This is a genomic window from Anabaenopsis arnoldii, from assembly GCF_028331025.1.
GTDB lineage: Bacteria > Cyanobacteriota > Cyanobacteriia > Cyanobacteriales > Nostocaceae > Anabaenopsis > Anabaenopsis arnoldii.
Window position 1 is genome coordinate 1 of sequence record NZ_JAQMUH010000191.1, and the last position, 23,128, is coordinate 23,128.

Annotated in this window: 24 protein-coding genes and 1 pseudogene; 13 read left to right on the forward strand and 12 right to left on the reverse strand. The window is 43.0% G+C overall.

Annotated features, from left to right (window positions below; all coding sequences use genetic code 11):
* Positions 1-119: helix-turn-helix domain-containing protein (locus tag PN457_RS17090; RefSeq protein WP_271734775.1), on the reverse strand; the 119-nt coding region annotated here is incomplete at its 3' end.
* 107 nt (positions 120-226) lie between these two features.
* On the opposite strand from PN457_RS17090, the pseudogene PN457_RS17095 reads away from it, so the two are divergent.
* Positions 227-849: pseudogene (locus PN457_RS17095) on the forward strand (DUF1838 family protein); the annotation flags it as partial.
* A gap of 3 nt (positions 850-852) precedes the next feature.
* Here PN457_RS17095 and PN457_RS17100 read toward each other — a convergent pair.
* The gene (locus PN457_RS17100; RefSeq protein ID WP_271734751.1) at positions 853-1,221 is read right to left on the reverse strand and encodes a pentapeptide repeat-containing protein; all 369 of its coding nucleotides are present in this window, start codon (positions 1,219-1,221) and stop codon (positions 853-855) included.
* A gap of 90 nt (positions 1,222-1,311) precedes the next feature.
* Positions 1,312-1,842: a hypothetical protein gene (locus PN457_RS17105; protein ID WP_271734753.1), complete on the reverse strand. Its 531-nt coding sequence runs from the start codon at positions 1,840-1,842 to the stop codon at positions 1,312-1,314.
* A gap of 465 nt (positions 1,843-2,307) precedes the next feature.
* Here PN457_RS17105 and PN457_RS17110 point away from each other — a divergent pair, with 465 nt between their 5' ends.
* Positions 2,308-2,448, forward strand: a complete 141-nt coding sequence (locus tag PN457_RS17110; protein ID WP_417006618.1) for a hypothetical protein — start codon at positions 2,308-2,310, stop codon at positions 2,446-2,448.
* Between the two features lie 6 nt (positions 2,449-2,454).
* Here the strand turns inward: PN457_RS17110 and PN457_RS17115 are convergent, their stop codons facing one another.
* A complete protein-coding gene (locus tag PN457_RS17115) occupies positions 2,455-2,733 on the reverse strand; it encodes a hypothetical protein (RefSeq protein ID WP_271734754.1) in 279 nt (92 codons plus the stop codon).
* Between the two features lie 85 nt (positions 2,734-2,818).
* Positions 2,819-3,877: a class I SAM-dependent methyltransferase gene (locus PN457_RS17120; RefSeq protein ID WP_271734755.1), complete on the reverse strand. Its 1,059-nt coding sequence runs from the start codon at positions 3,875-3,877 to the stop codon at positions 2,819-2,821.
* A 218-nt stretch (positions 3,878-4,095) separates the two neighbouring features.
* Here PN457_RS17120 and gifA point away from each other — a divergent pair, with 218 nt between their 5' ends.
* Positions 4,096-4,296, forward strand: a complete 201-nt coding sequence (gene gifA / locus PN457_RS17125) for a glutamine synthetase inactivation factor IF7A (protein WP_200989377.1) — start codon at positions 4,096-4,098, stop codon at positions 4,294-4,296.
* 100 nt (positions 4,297-4,396) lie between these two features.
* Here the strand turns inward: gifA and glnA are convergent, their stop codons facing one another.
* Positions 4,397-5,812, reverse strand: a complete 1,416-nt coding sequence (gene glnA, locus PN457_RS17130) for a type I glutamate--ammonia ligase (protein WP_271734756.1) — start codon at positions 5,810-5,812, stop codon at positions 4,397-4,399.
* A 364-nt stretch (positions 5,813-6,176) separates the two neighbouring features.
* Between glnA and apcB the strand changes: the two genes are divergently transcribed.
* Together apcB and PN457_RS17140 are read left to right on the forward strand one after the other, a co-directional pair.
* Entirely contained in the window at positions 6,177-6,686 is a 510-nt protein-coding gene (gene apcB / locus PN457_RS17135) for an allophycocyanin subunit beta (protein ID WP_271734757.1), read from the forward strand.
* A 124-nt stretch (positions 6,687-6,810) separates the two neighbouring features.
* Positions 6,811-7,626, forward strand: a complete 816-nt coding sequence (locus PN457_RS17140; RefSeq protein WP_271734758.1) for a TlyA family RNA methyltransferase — start codon at positions 6,811-6,813, stop codon at positions 7,624-7,626.
* On the opposite strand, the gene PN457_RS17145 is transcribed toward PN457_RS17140, so the two are convergent.
* Both PN457_RS17145 and PN457_RS17150 read right to left on the reverse strand, forming a co-directional pair.
* On the reverse strand, positions 7,623-7,895 hold the full coding sequence (locus PN457_RS17145; RefSeq protein WP_271734759.1) for a Calvin cycle protein CP12: 273 nt from the start codon (positions 7,893-7,895) through the stop codon (positions 7,623-7,625). The genes PN457_RS17140 and PN457_RS17145 overlap by 4 nt on opposite strands.
* Positions 7,896-8,175: 280 nt before the next feature.
* Positions 8,176-9,543, reverse strand: coding sequence for a GTP-binding protein (locus PN457_RS17150; RefSeq protein ID WP_271734760.1), 1,368 nt, complete (start codon positions 9,541-9,543; stop codon positions 8,176-8,178).
* Positions 9,544-10,084: 541 nt separating this feature from the next.
* On the opposite strand from PN457_RS17150, the gene PN457_RS17155 reads away from it, so the two are divergent.
* Positions 10,085-11,503, forward strand: coding sequence for a SulP family inorganic anion transporter (locus PN457_RS17155; RefSeq protein ID WP_334310774.1), 1,419 nt, complete (start codon positions 10,085-10,087; stop codon positions 11,501-11,503).
* A 15-nt stretch (positions 11,504-11,518) separates the two neighbouring features.
* The gene (locus PN457_RS17160; RefSeq protein WP_271734762.1) at positions 11,519-12,382 is read left to right on the forward strand and encodes a universal stress protein; all 864 of its coding nucleotides are present in this window, start codon (positions 11,519-11,521) and stop codon (positions 12,380-12,382) included.
* A 271-nt stretch (positions 12,383-12,653) separates the two neighbouring features.
* Here the strand turns inward: PN457_RS17160 and prfC are convergent, their stop codons facing one another.
* The 3 genes from prfC to PN457_RS17175 all read right to left on the reverse strand — a co-directional run bounded on the left by prfC (position 12,654) and on the right by PN457_RS17175 (position 15,578).
* The gene (prfC, locus tag PN457_RS17165; RefSeq protein WP_271734763.1) at positions 12,654-14,279 is read right to left on the reverse strand and encodes a peptide chain release factor 3; all 1,626 of its coding nucleotides are present in this window, start codon (positions 14,277-14,279) and stop codon (positions 12,654-12,656) included.
* Between the two features lie 256 nt (positions 14,280-14,535).
* Positions 14,536-14,856, reverse strand: coding sequence for a hypothetical protein (locus tag PN457_RS17170; protein ID WP_271734764.1), 321 nt, complete (start codon positions 14,854-14,856; stop codon positions 14,536-14,538).
* 104 nt (positions 14,857-14,960) lie between these two features.
* A complete protein-coding gene (locus PN457_RS17175) occupies positions 14,961-15,578 on the reverse strand; it encodes a TetR/AcrR family transcriptional regulator (protein WP_271734765.1) in 618 nt (205 codons plus the stop codon).
* A gap of 409 nt (positions 15,579-15,987) precedes the next feature.
* Between PN457_RS17175 and PN457_RS17180 the strand changes: the two genes are divergently transcribed.
* The 4 genes from PN457_RS17180 to PN457_RS17195 all read left to right on the forward strand — a co-directional run bounded on the left by PN457_RS17180 (position 15,988) and on the right by PN457_RS17195 (position 20,345).
* Positions 15,988-17,193 (forward strand): ABC exporter membrane fusion protein, encoded by a 1,206-nt coding sequence (locus PN457_RS17180; RefSeq protein ID WP_271734766.1) that lies wholly within the window; start codon positions 15,988-15,990, stop codon positions 17,191-17,193.
* Between the two features lie 78 nt (positions 17,194-17,271).
* Positions 17,272-18,444, forward strand: coding sequence for an ABC transporter permease DevC (gene devC, locus PN457_RS17185; protein ID WP_425332616.1), 1,173 nt, complete (start codon positions 17,272-17,274; stop codon positions 18,442-18,444).
* Between the two features lie 251 nt (positions 18,445-18,695).
* Entirely contained in the window at positions 18,696-19,394 is a 699-nt protein-coding gene (locus tag PN457_RS17190) for a DevA family ABC transporter ATP-binding protein (RefSeq protein WP_271734768.1), read from the forward strand.
* Between the two features lie 45 nt (positions 19,395-19,439).
* Positions 19,440-20,345 (forward strand): M23 family metallopeptidase, encoded by a 906-nt coding sequence (locus tag PN457_RS17195; RefSeq protein WP_271734769.1) that lies wholly within the window; start codon positions 19,440-19,442, stop codon positions 20,343-20,345.
* Between the two features lie 13 nt (positions 20,346-20,358).
* On the opposite strand, the gene PN457_RS17200 is transcribed toward PN457_RS17195, so the two are convergent.
* On the reverse strand, positions 20,359-21,078 hold the full coding sequence (locus tag PN457_RS17200) for a L,D-transpeptidase (protein WP_271734770.1): 720 nt from the start codon (positions 21,076-21,078) through the stop codon (positions 20,359-20,361).
* 411 nt (positions 21,079-21,489) lie between these two features.
* Here PN457_RS17200 and PN457_RS17205 point away from each other — a divergent pair, with 411 nt between their 5' ends.
* Both PN457_RS17205 and PN457_RS17210 read left to right on the forward strand, forming a co-directional pair.
* Positions 21,490-22,143, forward strand: a complete 654-nt coding sequence (locus PN457_RS17205) for a sigma-70 family RNA polymerase sigma factor (protein ID WP_271734772.1) — start codon at positions 21,490-21,492, stop codon at positions 22,141-22,143.
* A 152-nt stretch (positions 22,144-22,295) separates the two neighbouring features.
* Complete coding sequence (locus tag PN457_RS17210) at positions 22,296-22,898, forward strand: anti-sigma factor family protein (protein WP_271734774.1); 603 nt, start codon at positions 22,296-22,298, stop codon at positions 22,896-22,898.
* Positions 22,899-23,128: the final 230 nt, after the last annotated feature.

Sequence of the window (23,128 nt, forward strand, 5' to 3'; positions counted from 1 at the left end):
ACCTGTTGACAAAGTGCTAAACCTTGATTCCAAGCGTGTCTGGCTACTCCTGCGTGTTGCGCCAGTAGTAGTCGTTGTTGCTTGTTAACTTTGAGTTGAGTTTTGAATCCTAGTAGCATACAGTAATTTTACTGCAATTTTGTCACCAAGCGAAAAGATGACAGGAAATTTTGAGCGCATGTGAGTATTTATGAGTATTAGTTAAGAAAACAGTAACTAGCTACTAACCCTTGACCCAGGAAAATCTACATTCCTGACCTGGACAGGTAAAATTTACAGTTTTATCCCCGGTGAAAACAGAAAACTGCTATTTAAAATATCGGGAGTCAGTGTCAGTAGGTGCCTTCCCACAGCACAAGATAACTGGGATTTTACTTCTAGGGAACTTACTTACTATTTAAGTCCCCAAACGGGGAAGATTCTGCGCCTCTGGGAAAATCCCTGGACAGGTGAAACAGTACCTGTTATGCATGTAGCAAATAATCCGGTACAGGGAAAATTTCAAGGTAAATTTCCCGCGCAAGTTGAGGGAGATACTACAACTTTTGTTTTTGATATTTTTCCTACCTATCCTAATCCCTTGGGCGCAAATCCCAAGTTTGCTGAATATAGCCCATATCCCATTTATCAGGCTTCGGAACTATTTAAGTTGGCTGTAAGGTCACTGATTTTACACACTTACCCTGCTTACTTCAGGATGAAATTAATACTCGTGTTCCTCTGTACAAGGAAGCCCCAAATGCTTTGTTAGATGCTGAGGATATGACCTCGTGGCCGTACTTTCAAAAACACTTTCAGGCTTACCTGGCTGGTGCAATTTTCCCCTTACCCGAAGCCGAAAGGTTATAATCGTTAAAATTTCTGCATATTGTGACTCTTGGGGTCAAAGCCCCTAGAAAACCGCGTGCTCTCATCATAGCAAGCCCCAGTTAAATCAGCTCCATACAACTTGGTTAAATTCAATTTCGCCCCCCGGAGATTCGCCTGGGTCAGTTTCACTCCAGATAAGTTAGCCCTGGTTAAGTTGGCTCGCGCTAAATTGGCTTGACTCAGGTCTGCTCCCCACAGTTTGGCTTGGGCTAGGTTGGCTTGACTCAGATCTGCTCCCCACAAGTTAATTCCCGGTAGGTAGGCGGCTATGAGCTTGACTCTACTTAAGTGGGCAGCGGGGAAATACCTCTGGCCTGCGTTATAAAGTCTGATTAGTTCGTTAGCATCCATGAGTTTCTTGTGTGAAATCTCTATTTCTAGGATAGTCTGCAATGGTTTTTAACGCAGAGGGGCGCAAAGGTACGCAAAGGTACGCAAAGGTTATTTTTTCAGGGAGATTACTTCAAAATCAAAGGCACCAATTAGGCGGTTATCAATGTAAACCTGTATTTGATGCTGACCACCAGGATCTCCAGGAACCATTGTCCAAAAGTTATCAATAGTACCGTCAGTAGTATACACTGTCCGGGTTGTTACAGCTTGCATACTATCAGCTGATAAGGACAAGCTTTCACCATCCTCTGTAGCCCATGTTTCTGGAGGTTTTGGCAATCGCAGCACTTCTCTCCATGTCACCTGACCTCGGTAATTCTTTAGTTGAATCCTCCATCCGTATTTACCACCTTGGTATAATAATACTCTGGTTGTCGGAGTAAAGTTACTTTGACCTTGGGGGTCAACTCTGAGTACTCCAAACTCTGCTTTACTGGGGGTAATCAGTTGCCTGCTGCTGGAGTGATGGGACTCTCTACCATTATCTGCTAAAGAAGGCAAGGCTGTAGACGCTATGAACCCACATATCAAGATGGAAGATGTTATTACAATCCTCCCAGCCCAATTTCTATTTACCACAGCAAATCTTTTTGGTCGGTTACTGCTATATATTCATCTATTCTACTTGGTTTCCGGGGTCATTACCACAATAATTCCGAATCAAGGCGACAGGTGTATTTCCAAAATGACTATGTACAGAAATTTTTGTAACCATTCTGTACCAGGGAACACCGGAATACAAAAATATTCTGTATAGGGGTTTATAAATGGTTTACATAAATTACATGACATTGCCGTTATGAACATTACTATATATGGATAAGTTGCCGGAAGTATTTTCTCAATAAATAGTTATCATCAGTAATGGTCTATCTATTGTTAGTGTGAGTTGGCAACATATAATTTTACTTATATGACCTATCTAATATTTATTTAATAATTACCTGTTGCCCACCACAAGTGTTGAATGTTAAGAAAGAGGTGATAAAAATAGCCCAAAATATGGTAAATTTTGGGCGAAGGATTAAAATAAATTAATTGATAATGATTATAAATTCATTTCCCAAGATTGTCAAAGACATCCTCAGACCGTTGCCAAAAATGGAAGACCCCGAATACTATAAACTGCGTAACTATGCCCTAGATTTTCTCTTTAACAGATTTGCTCACGATGATGTGGGTTAATTTTGTTCAAAGTTGTGTTTCTGATTGTTGCACCTGTTCACCAGGACTAGGGAAGGAAACTGGATCAAGGGATGGACTAGGGGAATTTAACTGCGGTTGTTGCGATGACGCTTCCATATTGCTATCACTGAAGTAGGAGCCAACAATCTTGTCATAGTTAGAAGCAACTGCTAAAAATACGCCACCTAAAATATAAATGGGTAGGGGAAGGTTGAATTTTTTTAACCAGTCAAACAGTTCTGCTACAGCAAATAACAATAAAAAACAAGCCAGCCAAACCCTCATTTTTCTCTCCCCTGTGTGCAACTGTATTTTTAGGGTGAGGGCAAATACTCACCCTGATTTATTGGTTAAATATATCACGTTGTTTTTAAGCCGGTTTATGAGCAATAAAATACTTGCTCATGAAGTGTACCTGGGTGGAAATATTCTCAAAACCAGCTTGCTCTAAACGTGCTACTAGGTCATCATGTGTATAATCCCGATAGTAAGGTTCATGAAACAGTAGGGGGAAAGATTCCATGTTTACAGCAAATTCAGGTGAGTCACTCATTTGAATAGAATCACAAATGACAAACACTCCCCCGGGTTTTGTGACTCGGAAACATTGTTCAATCACTGTTTGACGCACTTTTGCTGGTAACTCATGGAAGAGGAAGACGGAAGTTACCCCATGGAAGTAGTTGTTTAAGTAGGGTAACTCTTCAGCGTTAGCTTGTAAGAGTTGGGGTAACTCTCCAGGAATTTCCGAGAGTTGTTGATTGGCTTTGCGTAAATATGCTGGTGATAAGTCCACACCATACAAGGATGCTTGAGGTAGAGACCCCCGGAGCATCCTTAATGTTCTTCCAGTCCCACAAGCTACGTCTAAAACACGTATTTGTTTTGCTGGTAGGGAATTAAAGGCTTTTAACCCCTGCTTTAAAGGGGACAGTATCCGCCGTCGCATGGGGTCAGCTGTGCCACTAAACAGGATTTCTACCTGTAAATCATATAGGTTGGCGGAATTGTCGCTTAAATAGCCGTTGGTTTGGTTATGGAAGTTCTGCACATAGTAGCTGGGATAACCATCTGTTTCTATTTCTGGGGAAAATTCTTGATGTTTTTTTTGTGCAGACCGCTCCCAGATTTGCGGTAGCTCTAGGCATACCATGGGATAGTAACGGAAAAAATCCGACCATGGGTGATAAAATAGCAGGCTTTCGGGATATACTCCTTTTTCTGTATCTTGCCAATCTGTTTCTAGTAACTGATTTATTCTTTGCTGTAGTTTGAATAAAACCTCCTCAGTTATGGGTTTCCCCCTTTGTCCTAGGGTGGGATGAATCAGATTCATCAGCCTTGAACTTAAAGTTTTGTGAATTACACCAAAATAAGTTTTACCTTGTTGAAAGGCTTGATAACTCAGCTTAGTTAAAGTCTCAGACATGAAAATACTCGGGTATTGAAGGGGATTTATTACTTTTCTCAATTATATGTAAAAAATTGTAACGAACAAAACTCTCTGTGTGAGATCATGGCTAACTGGACAAAATGTAAATTTTTGTAAATAAAGTCCAATTCTGTAACCAAAGTTACAGAATTGTTGTTAATATAGTGGAGTAGTAAATGACCATTGATTACGAGAACCATAAGGGGGACTGTGTTATGTCTATTCAAGATAGAAGTCGGATGTTGGCCATGCGTCAATATCAACAAGTGAAAAACCGTCAGCAGTCGATGCTAATGCGTGCGGCACAAGAACTCGGTCTTCCTGAAGAATTATCGGAGTACTGGAGTCCCATTCAAGGGAAAATTGACCCCACCACGCGCTTAATTTATGAAAGTAGCCATGCTGCTATGAGCTAGTCTCAAGATGATTAAAGTTCCTGTCTACCAAATTTTTGACTGTGATTAGTAAAAAAAAGCCACCCTAGCAGGGTGGCTAAATGTTCACTGCTAAATTAAGTTAGCAGTCGTAATAGAGGTAAAACTCATAGGGGTGAGGACGTAGCTGCATCTGCTTAACGTCATTAGCTAGTTTGTAGTCAATCCAGTTTTGGATGAAGTCTTCTGAGAAAACGCCTGTTTCTGTCAAGAAAGCATGATCATTTTCTAATGCTTCCAATGCTAATTCTAGGGAACCCGGAGTTGAAGGAACTTTCGCCAGTTCTTCTGGAGAGAGTTCATAGATGTTTTTATCTAAGGGTTCACCGGGATGAATTTTGTTTTTGATACCATCTATACCAGCGCAGAGCATGGCTGCAAATGCTAGGTAGGGGTTAGAAGTAGCATCAGGACAACGGAATTCTAAGCGCTTGGCTTTGGGGTTGTCGCCAGCTAAGGGAATCCGTACGGAGGCAGAACGGTTACCTTGAGAGTAAGCTAGGTTAACCGGTGCTTCATAACCAGGTACTAGGCGCTTGTAAGAATTAGTTGTGGGGTTGGTGATGGCTAAAAGTGCGGGTGCGTGCTTGAGGATACCACCAATGTAGTACAGGCCCATTTCACTCAAACCAGCATACTTGTCACCAGCAAATAGAGGTTTGCCATCTTTCCAAATGGATTGGTGACAGTGCATACCAGAACCATTATCGCCAAAAATTGGCTTGGGCATAAAGGTTATGGTTTTGCCGTATTTCTTGGCAACATTCTTGATGACGTATTTATAAGTCATCAACCAGTCAGCTGCTTGTATTAGTGTACCAAAGCGGAAACCTAGTTCGCACTGACCACCGGTGGCGACTTCGTGGTGTTGTTTCTCAATGGGTACGCCACAATCTCTCATGGTCAGTAGCATTTCGGTACGGATGTCTTGGAAGCTATCCGCGGGTGATACTGGGAAGTAACCTTCTTTGAAGCGTGTTTTGTAACCCAAGTTGGGGCTTTCTTTTCTCCCAGTATTCCAAGCACCTTCTACTGAGTCTACATGGTAGTAGCCTTCATGGGCGTTTTGGTCAAAACGGACATCATCAAAGATAAAGAATTCTGCTTCAGGCCCAAAGAATGCTGTATCACCAAGTCCGGTAGAAACTAAGTAGTCGATCGCCTTTTGAGCAATCACACGGGGACAACGGTTGTACCATTCCCCTGTCCGCGGTTCTTTAATACTACAAACTATACTTAATGTTGGCTCTGTCATGAAGGGGTCGATCCAAGCTGTGTTGGAGTCGAGTACCATCATCATGTCTGATTCGTTGATGCTTTTCCAACCCCGAATGCTGGAACCGTCAAAGGGTACGCCATCTGAGAAGGAACTTTCATCGATTTGGTCATGGTACATAGTTAAATGTTGCCAAGTACCTAGTGTATCGATGAATTTCAGATCAATCATCTGAATTTTTTGGTCTTGAATCATCTTCAAGACTTCTTGTGGGGTTGTCATTTTTACTCCTTCTCTACCAATTTCCTAAAGTAAAACTAGAATCTTCCAAAGCATCCTCACCCAGATGATCTGAATTAAGTTGTTGATGACACACTTGGAATATCATAAATCCTGGACATTAAAGAATTTTGTAGTTTTTGTTACAGCTTATCTGGATTACAGGTTATATTAACCTTTTCCGGAACATCTGCACAAAACTTAAACTTCATCTCATCAGGGGTCAACTTTGGCATAAAATCCTTAATTAGCGGGTAATCTGTTTTTGTGCGGCATTTTATTTTAATTAGAATGGCACAAAAATTTACCGGTGCATGACTGCAACCAAATTAATATCAAAAGATAGCATTTATTGGGAGAAGAAAGAATGCGTGATGCAGTAACAACCTTGATTAAGAATTATGACGTTGCTGGAAGGTATTTTGACCGGAATGCGATCGACAGTTTAAAATCTTACTTTGAAAGTGGTACGGCACGGGTACAAGCTGCTGCTGCGATTAACTCTAATGCGGCGGCCTTGGTTAAACAAGCTGGTTCTAAGTTGTTTGAAGAACAACCAGAGTTGATTCGTCCCGGCGGAAATGCTTATACAACCCGTCGTTATGCGGCTTGTCTGCGGGATATGGATTATTATCTGCGCTATGCTACTTATGCCCTGGTTGCAGGTAACATGAATGTTTTAGATGAGCGGGTACTCCAAGGACTGCGGGAAACTTATAATTCTTTGGGTGTACCTATTAGCCCTACGGTTTTTGGTATCCAGATTCTCAAGGGTTTGGTTAAGGAACAAGTTGCAGCTGCTGGTATTGCTGATACTAGCTTTGTTGATGAACCTTTTGATTATATGACTCGTGAGTTGAGCGAGCAGGATGTTTAGAAATTAATTTTTGAATCAGGGATAATATAACCACCGCACTTTGGCTTTTTTGACAAGGTGCGTTTATTGTTTTTAATGTGACATGAGAACCCAAATTTACAATGATTTAGGAGAGTTAATTTAATTGGTGAAGCAGCGACTTGATACGCTATTAGTAGAGTTAAATTTATGTAGTTCCCGCGCTTTAGCACAGCGCTTAATTCAAGCAGGGGAAGTAACGGTTAATCAGCAGATGGTAGATAAACCAGGGACGGAGGTTGATACTACTGCGGAAATTAAGGTAAAACAGCGATCGCGTTTTGTGTCTCGCGGTGGGGAAAAACTGGCTAAAGCTTTAGAATTATTTACAATCCCCGTGGAGGGTCGCATCTGTTTAGATGGGGGTATTTCTACCGGTGGTTTTACTGATTGTTTACTCCAAGCTGGGGCGAAAAAAGTTTACGGTATAGATGTGGGTTATGGTCAAGTTGACTGGGGTTTAAGAAATGACCCGCGGGTGATATTAAAAGAACGTACTAATTTACGTCATCTTACACCCGCAGAGTTATATACTGATGAGCAAATACCTGATCTGGCGGTGGTGGATGTATCGTTTATCTCCCTAACCAAGGTTTTACCAGCTTTGTGGAAATTAACCCAATGTCCCCGGGATGTAGTATTACTAGTTAAGCCACAGTTCGAGGTGGGAAAATCCCGTGTAGGTAAAAAGGGTGTTGTCAGGAACCCTGATGACCAAGCTGATGCTGTTTTCCAGGTGTTACAAGTGGGTTCTCAATTGGGATGGAAGTATCAGGGCTTAACTTGGTCGCCTATTACCGGCCCAGCTGGTAATATTGAGTATCTTCTCTGGTTAGGAATGGATGGGGAAACACCACCGCCTGATTTAGATATAATTCAGCAAATGACAAAATCAGCCATGGTAGATTTTCGGAGAGTTTAAACGTCGTAAATAAGACACTCTAGTGCGTCTGGATGTTTTTCACAGTAGGTTTCTAGAGCAGTTTTGCGGTGTCGTTGAGCTTGTTGCTGATGGGCTTTTTCTGCTTGTAGTTCTTCGACGATATCCCACGCTACAGCACAGCTGGCGGAATTGTCTCCTTGAGTTTCGCAGGTTTGACGAGCTTCCACAATAGATTCTAGGATAGCTTCATCTAGGGTTTTATTGCCGGAGTTAACAGCAGATTGAACAGCTTCTAGGGATGTTGTCATGATATTTTCACCTTGATTGATGAATATTGACTGTTAGCTTTATAGGACTTCAAAAGCTTATATTTCTAGTGTAGATAAGCTGATGAAAATGGTTTGGTAGTGAATCCCCGTCTGGAGGTAAAAAGCCAAAAATATCAAAAGAAATTTTGACGATGGCTCTAGTTTTTTTGCCTTCGTTTTTATTTCTGTTGTTTCCTCAATTTTGCACCCAAAATTCTCAAGTCAAGAATCACCGATAGCGTAGGGTGGCGTAAGCCATACTTTTAGGTGGGTGAGTATGTCAATATTTTGTTGCTAGTTCTTGTTGTAGGCGGTAGAGAATTGTATTGTGGTCAACCTGAGATAGAATTTCTTCAATTACTGTGCTAGCTCCTAATTCTCCCCAAGTACAACCTTTTTCTAAGTAGACTTGAGCGGCTTTACCTACTGTGTATGCACCATAACCCGCAATACCAGATTGAGCGATCGCAGTTCCAGCATAAGCTGTAATATTGAGGGGATTTTCACCACTAGCGATCGCCGCTGTGGTTTTACCTAAACCCACCATCATACTACTGGCGATTTCTCCTAACAGCAACCCACCGGAACTTAAGAAAATGGTCTTTAAGATTTTGCTGGCTTCGTAGCTAGTCATGGGTAAGCCATACAACCTTGCTAGAGAACGAATTAAAACTAAATCAGCGATCGCACCACAGATAACATCCAAAACTGGTACAGGATTTAATCCTACTGCCAAAGCCTTATATTTAGTGAATTTCCAAATAATATCTTCAGCTTCTTGGTTGCGGAATTCCATAGTTTTTTCAGCCATGGTTGCTGATGCATCCCGAGCTTGAATCAGTGCATTTAGAGCTAGAAGCGATCGACCTTCCCGATTGAGAATAGATAAAATTGTCTGTTGTAGTTCCTCCACCAGGGGGGGTGGTGTTTCCCACTCATAGGTCACCCGACCATCTGGCCATTCTACCCGCACTTCTAGGGGTGCTGGTTCCGCGGACACCATAACAATTTCATCTGGTAGTAAAGGCGGTGCTTGGGGGTATCCTGCGCCTAGCTGTTGCAAATTGTGATAGATTGCTGTGCGGTCTGTTTCTGGATATAAATCTATTTTATTAAATACTAAAATCAGGGGTTTTTGTGCTTGTCTTAGCTCTAATAATGCGCGATACTCAAGGCGCGTAATATCACCTGAAACCACAAACAAAATTAAATCAGCTTGTTTGCTTACTTCTCGCGCCATTGTTTCCCGTGCTTCCCCCGCAATTTCATTGAGTCCAGGCGTATCAATTAACTCAACTAATACCTTACCTCCCGGTTGCCAACGCACAGAACGCGGCCACTGAGTTACACCGTTGAGCGGTCCTGTTTGCAGGATTTTCGCCCCCAGTAAAGCGTTTAATACTGCTGACTTACCCCGACTCACCAAACCAAAGGCTGCAATTCTAATCACATTCGAGTCTAGTTTGCTCAGGGTAGAGTTTAAGGTTTCTAATTCTGGTTTGAGCAACCCCAGTAATTCTGGGTGGGAGCTAAACTTTCCCGACTGGCGATAGCTTCCGTGGCGTAGCCCTAGATGTCCATACCAAGATAGTGCTTGTCTAAGACTAGCACGGGCGCGGTTTAAGTGAGTTTCTTGGAGATTACGCACAAGGTAAGCTTAGGTATGGGAAATGGGGGCAAAAAGCTAGATTCTATCTACCATTTTACCATTGAAAATAGGTTAATGATATTTTTATTGTAAATTGTAACAACACCATGATATGGTGAGAGCAAATAAATCAAAGTCCTTTCCATTGTTCAGTAGTCAGCAGGTCGGAGTAATCTCCCAGGTCGCAATCTCTACAGCTACGCCACGCAAGCTATCGGTAGTTCATATATCTGGCATTGTCCACCCTAAAATTTAGCTTTAGCCTTTGGGTAATTAGAAGTATTTCAAGCTAGTTACAGCAGAAAACCAAAGTAACTGTAATTCCTTTTGGATGTAGGACTCAATCAGTTAAGCCTGGAGATTTGGCTTTTTGTGAGTTGATCCGAGCTATTTACCTGGTCAGCATTTCCCCACAGAGGTAGGTTATTGGGAGTGCGCCAAAATACTGGTAATTTATTTGATATGAATAACAACCCTAGGAGGAAATTTGAAGGTATCAATTTTGCGGCGAGAGTGGTTTTCTAACACTCGACAGGATATCATGGCGGGGGCCGTTGTGGGACTAGCTTTGATTCCAGAAGCGATCGCCTTTTCCATTATCGCCGGGGTTGATCCCAAAGTCGGGCTTTACACCTCATTTATTATTGCCGTGATCACCGCCTTTTTAGGAGGTAGACCGGGGTCAATTTCCGCGGCCACGGGCGCAATGGCGCTATTAATGATTGATTTAGTCAAAGATCATGGCTTACAGTATTTATTCGCCGCCACCCTCTTAACCGGGGTGTTTCAAGTTGTGTTTGGCGTGCTCAAACTGGGTCGCCAAATGAAATTTGTACCCAGAGCGGTAATGATTGGCTATATTAACGCCTTAGCGGTGTTAATTTTCCTGGCCCAGTTACCCCAACTCACCAACGTTCCCCCCACAGTATATATATTAACCCTCCTGTCTTTGGTAATTATTTACATTTTACCCCGCTTTACCAAAGCAGTACCCTCCCCCTTAGTAGCTTTAGCAGTGATGACGATCGCCGCCATGGCGCTAAAACTAGAAGTTCCCACAGTGGGGGATATGGGAGAACTACCCAAGAGTTTACCCTTGTTTGCTTTACCCCAAGTCCCCTGGAACCTGGAAACCTTAAAGATTATTTTGCCCTATTCCCTCACCTTAGCGATCGTGGGTTTATTAGCTTCCTTCCTGACTGCTGCTTTAGTGGATGAACTCACAGATACACCCAGCGATAAAAACCAAGAAGCTAAAGGACAAGGTATTGCTAATATCGTCACTGCCTTCTTTGGCGGCATGGCAGGATGTGGGATGATTGGACAATCGGTAATTAATGTCCAGTCTGGTGGTAGGGGGAGACTCTCCACCCTTGCGGCCGGAGTTTTCCTATTAATTGCTATTTTATTTTTACAGGATTGGGTCAGACAAATGCCCATGGCTGCATTGGTAGCCGTAATGATTATGGTGTCTATTGGTACGTTTCGCTGGTCATCCTTTCAGAATATTCGCCGCATCCCCACCACGGAAACTGCGGTCATGTTAACCACAATGTTTGTGACTATTTTTACCCGAAACTTTGCCCTGGGGGTAGTTACCGGTATCGTCATGAGTACTTTATTCTTCTCTAACAAAATTGCTCAGTTAGTGTTTGTGGATAAAGTGCTGAGTGAGGACGGTTCCCATTGCACATATAAGGTAGCTGGTCAAATTTTCTTTTTATCACGAGATGAATTTCTCGCTGCTTTTGATTTTACCGAACTAGTGGAGCGGGTGACTATTGATCTGACTCATGCTCACCTGTGGGACCAAGGAGCAGTGGAGGTACTTGATAGAGCAGTGCTGAAATTTCGCCGTAATGGTGCAGATGTGGAAGTCCTAGGACTAAATGAAGCTAGTGCAACCTTGCTGAATAAATTGGCTATGTATCCTAAAGCCGATGGTTTGAACAAACAATAGTATTTTAACAGCATCATGAAAAATATTTTACTTTGTACCGATGGCTCGTTTTTTGCAGAAAATGTTTATAAATATGGTGCTTGGTTTGCTCTCAAGTTTGGTTGTCACATTAATGTTTTATTTGTGACTGATATTCGTAGCCAACAAGTAGCTTCTACTGGTAACCTCAGTGGTACTATTGGACTAGGGAGCGCTGAAAACTTATTGCATGAGCTGGTCAATTTAGAACATCAAAAAGCCAAGCTGAATAATCAACGCGCTAGATTGATTTTACAAAATGCTGCGGCAATTCTCAAAGCTGAAGGTGTCACAGATGTCCAGTTAACCAATAAAACGGGGTTTTTGGTAGATTGTTTTGATGAGTTTGAGAAAGATGCAGATTTGATTGTTTTGGGGAAACGGGGAGAAGGTGCAGAATTTGCTTCTGGTCATTTAGGGGCTAATATAGATCGCATTGTGCGCAGTAGTACTAAACCATGCTTAGTTACACCGCAGGAATTTAAACCAATTTCCCGCCTGTTAGTGGCTTATGATGGTAGTGTTACGGGTAACAATATTCTCCAATTTTTAGCCGCTTATCCTGTATTGAAAGATTTAGAAATTCATTTGCTGACTGTGGCTAAAACTGGGAAGCTGGAAACGGCAACTCAAACACAACATCAAGGTAAGCTATATTTGCAAACCGTTGGATATGAGCCAGTTTGTAGTGTTTTAGAGGGTGACCCAGAAACGGTTATCACTAATTATATTCACCAAGCAGATATTAGTTTTTTGCTCATGGGCGCTTACGGTCACAGTCGCATTCGCCATTTAGTCATTGGGAGTACCACCGCTCAACTGCTCAGAAGTACCAAGATTCCTCTATTGTTATTCCGTTAGCTGACTGCGCTGTATTCCCACGCTTCTCAGCGGATGTTTGTCAAGTCATGATTAGTGTATCGAATATTCTTTTACCCCACCCTAACCCTCCCCTTGTAAGGGGAGGGGACTGGATTTGATTGTTTGGGTTCCCCATTCCCCATTCCCCATTCCCCGTTCCCTGTTCCCTGTTCCCTGTTCCCTGTTCCCTAAGATAAAAATTACCTGTTTAATAGTTTCCAAACAACCTCTAAGCGTGGGTTGTTTGACTATCTCAAAAAAAGCTTTAATTTCAGGCTTTCTCGGTTGTGGGAGGGAGCGCAATGGGACTTAATTCTAGTTCTGGGTGGTCTCCCTTAACTTGGTCTAGGTTCCACTGGTTTTTAAACAACAGTACGGGACGCTCCCAACGGTCTTTCACCACAAAGGTGTTAAATAAACGCCCGACTTTATCCAAAATATCCCAACCTCCAGTTACCCAACGCGCTACTGAATAAGGTAAAGCTTCTAAGTAGGTCTCCACTCCGTACTCATTGACTAGACGAAACTGCACTACTTCAAACTGCAGTTGACCAACGGCTGCTAAAATGGGGTTACGTTTGCTTTCATCTGTGGAGTGTAAAATTTGTACGGCTCCCTCTTCTTGTAGTTCTGTTACTCCTTTATTAAAATTCTTATATTTCGTTGGGTCGGCATTCCTCAAGTAAGCAAATAGTTCTGGGGAGAAGGAGGGTATACTGGGATAAATCAACTTTTCGCCCATGTAAACAGTGTCTCCAATGGCAAATGTCCCCGGGTTATTTAAACCTACTACGTCCCCTGGATATGCTACCTCTACTGTGTCTCTTTCTTGGGCGAATAACTTCTGAGGGTGGGAAAGGCGCACTGTTTTACCTGTGCGCGCATGGTTAACTACCATATCTTTTTCAAATTTACCAGAACACACCCTTAAAAAGGCAATGCGATCGCGGTGTTTGGGGTCCATGTTAGCTTGTAATTTGAAGACAAAGCCAGAAAACTCTGGATATGTCGGGTCAATTTTACCTTTGTTACTTTCATGGGGGGTGGGTTTGAGTCCATATTCTAAAAAGGACTTGAGAAACAATTCTACCCCAAAGTTATTCATTGCACTGCCAAAAAACACCGGGGTCATTTGACCTCGATGCACTGCTTCTAGGTCTAGGGTTGGTCCCAAACTATCCAAAATCTCTAATTCTTCTTGCAGTTGGTGATACAAATTTTCACCTACAAGGGACTCAATTCTGGGGTCATTGGCGGCGATAATAGTATCTGTGGCTTTTTTTGTACCATGGTCGCCACTCTTTTGAAACAGATGTACTTGCTGGTGTTGACGGTCAAAAATCCCTTGAAATTGGTCTCCTGTGCCAATTGGCCAATTAATTACATAGGTTGACAGTCCCAATTCCCGCTCAATTTCATCAATGAGTTCTAAAGGCGACATACTGGGACGGTCTAGTTTATTAATAAATGTAAAGATAGGTAGGGAACGCAGTCGGCAAACTTCAAATAATTTGCGGGTTTGGGTTTCTAGCCCCTTGGCTGCATCAATGAGCATGACTGCATTATCCGCAGCTGCCAAGGTTCTGTAAGTATCTTCACTGAAATCTTGGTGTCCTGGTGTGTCTAAAAGATTGAGAAGAGAATTTTGATACTCAAATTGTAATACTGTGGAGGTGATGGAAATCCCTCTTTGTTGCTCCATGGCCATCCAGTCTGAGGTGGCGTGGCGTTGGGAACGACGAGCTTTGACGGAGCCAGCTTGTTGAATTGCTCCCCCGTAGAGTAGGAGTTTCTCGGTGAGTGTGGTTTTACCCGCGTCTGGGTGAGAGATAATCGCAAAGTTGCGCCGGCGTTCTATTTCTTGCGGGGCGATCGCATCCCGTAATTCTGTTTGCATAAGTTGAAAATTTTCACCCACTGCTCTATTGTCAAACCGATGTAGTCTATCTTCAGACAAGCTGTATGATCATGCAAGACAAGCAATCATTAGAGCAGTCCTATGGTGGCCACTGATCACCAATTTTGATGCTAAATAACCTAATTTTTTTCAAGCTACAAAGCTGCACGGCTGAAAGACAAAAAGTTTTTACATTTTCCTTTTCTGATTATACAACTAAATCCACTGTTTTCACTTCCCCAGTCCCAGGAAGAAACTACCACCAAATGCGATCGCCATGTTCATCTAGCCTTGCTGCGCGAATCACATCAGAAATTTCTTCTGCGTCTTTGACATGGTGGAGTGCTTTCTTTGTGCCATCAGGATACTCTACCACAAAGTACGTTGGGACTGTAATCTGGTCGCCTGTGATATCTGGCACATTTACGGCTATCTGTTGGGCTTTTTCCTCTAGGGTTTTAGACTCGTCTATAACATCCCCTGGGTTGGCGGTTAAGTTTCTTTCTTTGACTGTTGCTGCTGCGTCTTGATCGTCGTCACTGACTGGCTGATCTAGATTGTTGAGTTTCTTAGTCATGATGTTTTACCTTGGGGAAAATTTATACATCTACTAAGAACAATCTAAAAAATTATCCCTGTGATGAGTTCCTTCTCTAGAGGGAGAAAAACACAAAAAACAGGTTATTCGGCGCAGTTGACAATTAAGTGTGTGAGGGCATCAATCAGGCGATCGCCTTCCATGGGTATAATGTCTTTACCATGCATAATTTCTTGAGTAGTCACGAAGTGGACTAAGGAGCCAATGAGAATTCTGGCTGTGGCTTCGGGGTCAGGTATTTTTAATTCCGGGTGAGCTGCTAAATATTTACTGATGGTCTCTATGGCTGGTTTAGCGATGCTGTAAATAAAAACCTGGGCTAACTCGGGAAACCGCGCCGACTCCCCCATTAACAGCCGCTCAAATGACTGATATTCTTTATCTTTGACCATCTGCTCTAAGGCGGTCACTGCTAACCGCCGTAGGACAACATAGGGTTCTCCATGTAAGGGTTGTGACCCCAATATGGAGTAAAACCTTTTTCTGGCTAATTTCTCAATTAATGCTTTAAATAATCCTTTTTTATCTTGAAAGTAACTGTATACTGTTGCTTTAGAAACTCCTGCTGCTTCTGCTACCCTATCCATACTCGCTGCTGCATACCCACGAGCTAAAAATTCTTGCATCGCCCCTTGCAAAATTTTTTCCATTTTCTCTACTGAGTTCGAGCGGTCAGTTTCTCCACCTTTTGGGCGTATCATGTGCCAATAGTCCTTAACATTATCAATATTTTCACACTTTTGTTAGTAATCCCTTGACTAAACTACTCGGTTTAGTATAATTCTATTATAGAACTAAACCGTTTAGTTTTGTATTTTGGAGTTCATTCTGGGGATTATGTAACCATAGCAGCGATTCCTAGTCTACAGAGGAAAAATGTAGGTAATGACCACAAAGAAACTATCTATCTCTCGTGTACAGACTAATACCTCAGTGAAAATTTTGAGTTAGTGGAGTGGAAAGCCATGATTATGTCCAAAATTCACCGGACAGTATCACATCTATTTTCTCTGGTGAGTGATAAAAGAGAGTTAGGCGGGACATTTACCAAAATAGGATTTTTTCTGATTTGAATCAGCGTATTTGGAATTGCTTAAAAGGTATGCTATTGTGCAAAACTCAAAGCTAGATCGAGCCATATCCTCCCCATCGATTTTACGTCCGCCCCTTGTTATAGCCATTATTGTATCTTTAACTGTAATCGGTACTAGTGTTTATACGGTATTTAAATTCCAGGATAAATTAAATCAAAATGAGTCCAGCCCAGCAGCAATAATCCCTGAGTTAACAACCGTAACAGCACTAGGACGCATCGAACCAAAAGGACAAGTGATTAAAATTTCTGCTACCATGTTGCCGGAAGGAAGTCGGGTAGAAGAACTTTTAGTCACAGAGGGCGACAGGGTAAAAGCAGGGCAGGTGATAGCGATTTTAGACAGCCGCGATCGCCTGTTGGCGGCCTTGCAAGAGGCTGAGGAACAAGTGAAAGTAGAACAGGCGAACTTAAAGCGCATCAAAGCAGGTGCTAGACGTGGAGAAATTTTAGCACAACAAGCGATAATTGCCGGCTTAGAGGCAGAACGCCAAGGTGATATTGCAGCCCAAGAAACCACTGTAGCCCGATGGCTGGCGGAAGTGGGGAATGCGGCGATAGAAAACCAAAGATATGAAGAACTGTATAAACAAGGGGCAATATCAGCCTCCCAAAGAGACAGCAAGAGCTTAAAACTGGAAACAGCCCAGAAAAATTTACAAGCAGCACAAACACAGTTAACTCGCACTCAGTTAACTAGCCAGGAAAAAATTAACGCAGCTAGAGCAACACTTAATAGCATAACTGAAGTGCCACAGGTGGATATCGAAGCAGCTCAAGCCGAAGTGAATCGGGCTATAGCAGTTATGAAGCGGGCCCAAATCAATCTCCAGCAGGCTTATGTGCGATCGCCTCAAGATGCACAAATATTAGAGATCCATTCCCGTCCGGGAGAATTAATTTCAAGTAACGGTATTGCTGACATTGGGCAAACCAGCCAGATGTATGTAGTTGCGGAGGTTTACGAAAGCGATATCAATAAAGTTCATCCAGGGCAGAAAGTAGAGGTATTTGGTAATTTTGTACCTATTGAACTGCAAGGGGTAGTAGATCGGATTGGCTTACAAGTGCGGCGGCAAAATCTCATTAATACAGACCCCACAAGTAATATTGATAACAGAGTCCTTGAGGTTTATATCCGACTAGATGAAACTTCCAGTCAGAAGGCTGCCAAGTTAACAAATATGCAAGTTAAGGCAGTGATTCAACTGACTAATTCGTAATTAGTTACACCAATCAGCAATGGACAGGGGGCTTAACTATGTCAATTTTCCGATTAACCCTACTCAGCACGACCTATGATGGGACTAATCCAACAACTGCGACGACGCACGCCCCTAGGATGGCTGCAACTGAGTCACGAAAAAAGCCGCCTGCTGGTAGCACTCTCAGGGATTGCTTTTGCGGATGTTTTGATGTTCATGCAGATGGGCTTTCAGACGGCGCTATATGACAGTAACACTAGACTACATCGCAGTTTACAGGCAGATATTCTTTTAACCAGTCCCCAAGCCCGTAGTATGCAAAATATGCCGACATTTTCTCGGCGGCGGCTTTATCAGGCTATGGATATACCGGGGGTGAACTCAGCAGAAGCAATGTATGTGAATAACATCATTTGGAAGAATCCCCAAACCCACCGCCAGACATCGGTACAAGTCATTGGTTTTAATCCAGATCAGCCAGTTTTTGATTTACCGGAAGTGAATCGGCAGTTACAGTCTATCAAACTACCTGATACTGTGTTATTTGACCGCAATGCTCGGGGTGATTACCAACAGGCGATCGCCAAAATTAATCAAGGTGAAAAAGTCACTACTGAAATAGAGGGGCGGACTATTACCATTAGTGGTTTATACACCGTCGGGGCTTCCTTTGGTTCTGATGGTAGCTTAATCACCAGTGATCAAAACTTTTTACGGTTGTTTTCTAGACGCCCAGCCAGCAATATCAGTTTAGGTTTGCTCAAGGTCAAACCCGGTTATGACCCGAAAAAGGTAGCAAAGGCTTTACAAGCCTACCTCAAAGATGATGTTAGGGTGATGACCCACCCAGAGTTTATTGAATTTGAAAACAATTTCTGGCGCACCAACTCCCCCATTGGCTTTATTTTTAGTTTGGGTGTATCCATGGGGTTTGCTGTGGGGGTGATTCTGGTTTATCAAGTTCTTTCTACTGATGTCAATGCCCATGTCAGGGAATATGCGACTTTTAAGGCTTTGGGATATCGCAATTACTACTTTTTAAGTGTAGTGTTTGAACAAGCTTTGATTTTAGGAGCATTGGGGTTTATTCCAGGGGTAGCAGTGTCTTTGGGACTTTACCAAATGACTCGCACCGCTACAAATCTACCTATGTATATGACCGCTGCCCGGGCTTTACAGGTGCTGGTTTTAACTATCATTATGTGTTCAATTTCTGGGGCGATCGCCACTCGTAAACTACGCTCTGCTGACCCGGCGGATATGTTTTAGATGGAACTATATAGCATTTACCCGGCTCTTAGGGAACACCGGAACACCGGAACACCGGAACACCGGAACACCGGAACAGGGGATAGGGAGCAGGGGATAGGGAACACCGGAACACCGGAACACCGGAATAGGGGATAGGGAATAGGGAATAGGGGATAGGGATATAGGGAATAGGGGATAGGGGATAAGGGAACTTGGTGTGTACTTCATAAGCATGAAAAAGGCTTGAAAAGGTAAAATTTAAAACTGCTATGCTTCCAGTCATTTCCATCCGCAATCTCGATCACTACTTTGGACAAGGTTCATTGCGTAAGCAAGTTTTATTTAATATTCATCTAGAGATTCGACGTGGTGAAATTATTATTTTGACTGGACCCTCTGGTTCGGGTAAAACTACCCTCCTGACTTTAGTGGGTGGGTTGCGTTCTCCCCAGTTTGGTAGTTTGCAGGTGTTAAACAGGGAACTTTGCGGTGCTAGTGGGGCAGAATTAGTGCGATCGCGACAGCATAACGGTTATATTTTTCAAGGGCACAATCTGCACCGTAGTTTGACAGCACTGCAAAATGTCAGAATGGGTTTGGAACTGCACAAGCATATTGGACTTGGACAGATGCAAAGCCGTTCGGTTCTGATGTTGGAGCAGGTAGGTTTAGGAAATCACCTGAATTATTATCCTGACCAATTATCGGGAGGACAGAAACAACGAGTAGCCATCGCCCGGGCTTTGGTCAGCCATCCCCCTCTAGTTTTAGCGGATGAACCGACTGCAGCTCTTGACAGTCAGTCTGGTCGGGATGTGGTCAACCTGATGCACAAACTGGCCAAGGAACAGGCTTGTACAATCCTCATGGTGACCCACGACAATCGCATTCTGGATATTGCTGATCGTATTGTGCAGATGGAAGATGGTAAACTAGTTGATACCTCTGCTGTGAAGGTAAAAATTTAACCAGATTCGCGTAATTCCCCCCTTATTTCCTGAGTGTGAGCGAATATGTATCGGTTGTCCTATTTGAGTCTTAAAAGGTGGAAACCCAACCGCCACATCATCTTGATTGGCATCTTTACATCTGCTTTAGTTGTCATCTTGGCTTTACCTCTACTTGCTTTGCAAGTACAACAGGTAACTCCCAGCAATCCTCAGCTGGGTGATACTTTATCTGTGGTAATTAACGTCACTAATCCAGAGATTGTTAGTAATCCCACTGTGTTATTAGGTAATAATTCTTATCCAGCTTTTCCCATCGACTCTGATAAATATCGGGCTTTAATTCCTACAACTCCGCTAGATCAAGCCGGCAGGATAACACTCAAGGTTACCGGGGATGGTCAAGAGCGAAACTTGGCAGTAAATTTGCGTCATCGCACCTTCCCTACACAACGGATTAATTTACCACCGGGAAGGGCCGGGGTCAAGGCCACAGAACATGAACTAGAGCGGGTAGCAGCTTTCAAAGCACTACAAACCCATCAAAAGCATTGGAATGGCCCCCTGGTGAAACCCAATGCCGGTAGGATTACTACCATTTATGGTGTCCGGCGTTACTATAATGGTGAATTTGCCGCAGATTACTACCATCGTGGGATAGACTACGCTAGTCCTACGGGTTCGCCAGTAGTGGCGCCGGCGGATGGAACAGTTGCTTTGGTAGGTACGGTATCGGCAGGGTTCCGAGTTCATGGCAACACCGTTGGTATTGACCATGGACAGGGAGTAACTAGTATTTTACTACACCTCAATAGTATTAAGGTTAAAGAGGGTGATTTTGTGACCGCTGGTCAAGTAGTTGGGACAGTGGGGTCTACCGGCGCTTCCACCGGTCCACATTTGCACTGGGGTTTATATGTCAACGGCAAATCTGTTGATCCTGTCCCTTGGCGATTTGGTGCTATTAATTAAGATAGGTAAAAAGTCAAGGCACCACGGAAACAAGGGTGCCGACTGTTAGTTTATTATATAATGAACGAACATCCTCATTACGCATTCTTAAGCAGCCATGAGAGATCGCAAGTCCCAATAAGTGTATATCTGGGGTGCCATGAAAACCAATTTCATTGCGTCCATCTGACCAAAAACCAATCCATCGGTCTCCCAAAGGACTATCGGGACCTGATGGAAATATTTTATCAGTGATGGGGTGCTGCCAAATCGGATATTTTTGCATATCCCTCACCCGGAAGGAACCTGTAGGGGTCTCCCAACCCTCTTTACCTATGGCAATGGGGTAACTGGCTATGACTTCACCTGTATGGTAAACATAGGTACGGCGATCGCTTAATTTCACCACTACTTCTATATCAGATGATTTGAGTGTAGATAACCCCTGAGAATTGGGGCTTTCTCCAGGAAGCACTGATGGTCTTTTCAGGAATGACTCATTATTTTGGGTGGTATTGCTGAGTGTATCTGATATCTCACTCACCCCGCTATTCTCGACCACCGGTTGCTGAGTGGATTTATTCCCCAGCGCCAATTCCCTCAGTATAGTGTCATTCATAATACTTCCATAGGCAGGTTCCATGGGGCTGTGAATTTTTGTTAGCCGCCAATGGACAGCCAGTGATAAAATGGCAGTGCCAAAACACATAAACATAACTATACGCGCCACAGATTCATTTCTTACCATTGCCATCGCTTATTGTTTATCTTGAACATCTTCAGGGGAATAAATGGTTTTTGAGTATGTCTCAAATTATCAATAATTTATCAGCACTTATCTGTTCTGTTTTGACATACTTATTATGTTTGTCAAGGTTTTGATAGCATTTCCCATGCTCGTTCAGTAAACATCCCAAAAATTGTGCTAAAAAGTCAGGTTTTTCGTACATTTGACCATATTAACAGAACTGAGCTTCAATATATTTTTCAATATATTTACACAAAGCCTCAAAATTTTGGCTAAAAACAGACCTTGACTTGATCTGTTGATGTCCTAATTTGAGATACTACCATGTACCAGTTAGAGATCCGTCACTGTTTCCCGGAACATTGCGCCCATTAGCTTGTCTAATAGGTAGGGATGATTTAAAGTTCAGTACGATCTATGAGCCAATCGATTAGTGTATCCTGGTCAACTGTGGATGCCAGATACCCGGAAGCATCGGTGCTTGACAAACTCTCTAATCACGATCTAATTTTACGCTGTCAAACTGGACTGCGTCCAGATCGGGCTGCATTTGCAGAGCTATTGAAGCGCTATCAAAGTCAAGTTGAGCGAACTTTATACCACCTGGCTCCAGATTGGACTGACAGGGCTGATTTGGCTCAAGAAGTGTGGATTCGAGTCTATCGAAATATTAGCCGATTACAAGACCCCGTGAAGTTTCGGGGCTGGTTAAGTCGGATTGCTACGAACTTGTTTTATGACGAGTTGCGTAAACGGAAGCGGGTAACTACTCCGTTGTCATTGGATGCTCCCCGTATACTGGACGATGGCCAGATGGATTGGGAAATTCCAGGTGATACCCCAGGACCTGAGGAAGTCCTGACAACTAGGGAGTTTTACGAGCAACTGCGAGAGGCGATCGCGGATTTACCAGAGGTATTTCGGACGACTATTATTCTCAGAGAAATCGAAGGGATGACCTATGAAGAAATTGCCGAAATCACCGGTGTTTCTTTGGGCACTGTTAAATCCAGAATCGCTAGAGCTAGATCCAGATTACAAACTCAGTTGCAAAATTATCTAGATGCTTAATTTACAAAACATCCTCTTAGGGACTTGTCAATAAATGTGTTTCTCGGCTAATGGCAAAGTTTCAACATTCCCCCTCCCATAAGGCCTAATTTGATGAATTAATTCAGATTTTTTATGCTTTTGCCCGCATATGAATGGGTCATAATGCTACAATGGAAAGTAATTCTTCATTTGATAACCGTGACCTGTGGATCCATCTTCAAGATGTGTCAGATGGTACAGGTCACCGTACTAACGAATCAACGGGTGCTATGGATATGGTGGAGCGCGATCGCTTCGAGTTATTAAGTGCTTACCTCGATGGAGAGGTAACAGCTGCCGAAAGTAGGCAAGTGGAAGAATGGCTGGAAAACGATGCCTCTGTCCAATGCCTGTATACCCGGTTACTAAATCTCCGGCAAGGTCTGCGGAGTATACCAGTACCAGCAGTTCAGCAATCATCAGAAGTCACAGCCCACCAAGTGTTAAAGCGTGTGCAGCACCGGCGTTTGCGTCTAATTCTGGGGATGGGAGGAACTGCTGTGGCGGCTTGTATACTCTCTGCTGTATCAACCTTGCTACCCGGTGGTAAACTGAACACACCACAACTGGTGCAAAAACTACCAGCAGGGTCTACACAAGACACTATGGAGTCTCTGGTGGCTATTTCCCCCCTGATGGTGGCGTTAAATAACCCAGTCATCGAAATTCCCAAAGCTGTAATGGCTTCCCCAGAAAACTCTCTGAATTTCGAGCCTCCTCTGGGGCAAAAATAACCACACATTAATTCATCCAACTGCGTTATCAACTATAATGGCTAAATGAGAGCCAAAATTGAAAATACAATCCTCTTGATTCACCACAATTTTAAATGGGGCGTACAACATATTAAGAAAAGCAGTCCTGAACGCTTTTGCAGACGGGATAGAGGGGTTAGGAGTAACTCCAATCAGGTTTACCCCTGGTAAAGTGACTTTGTAGATTTGTCTATAATTTCACAAACTCT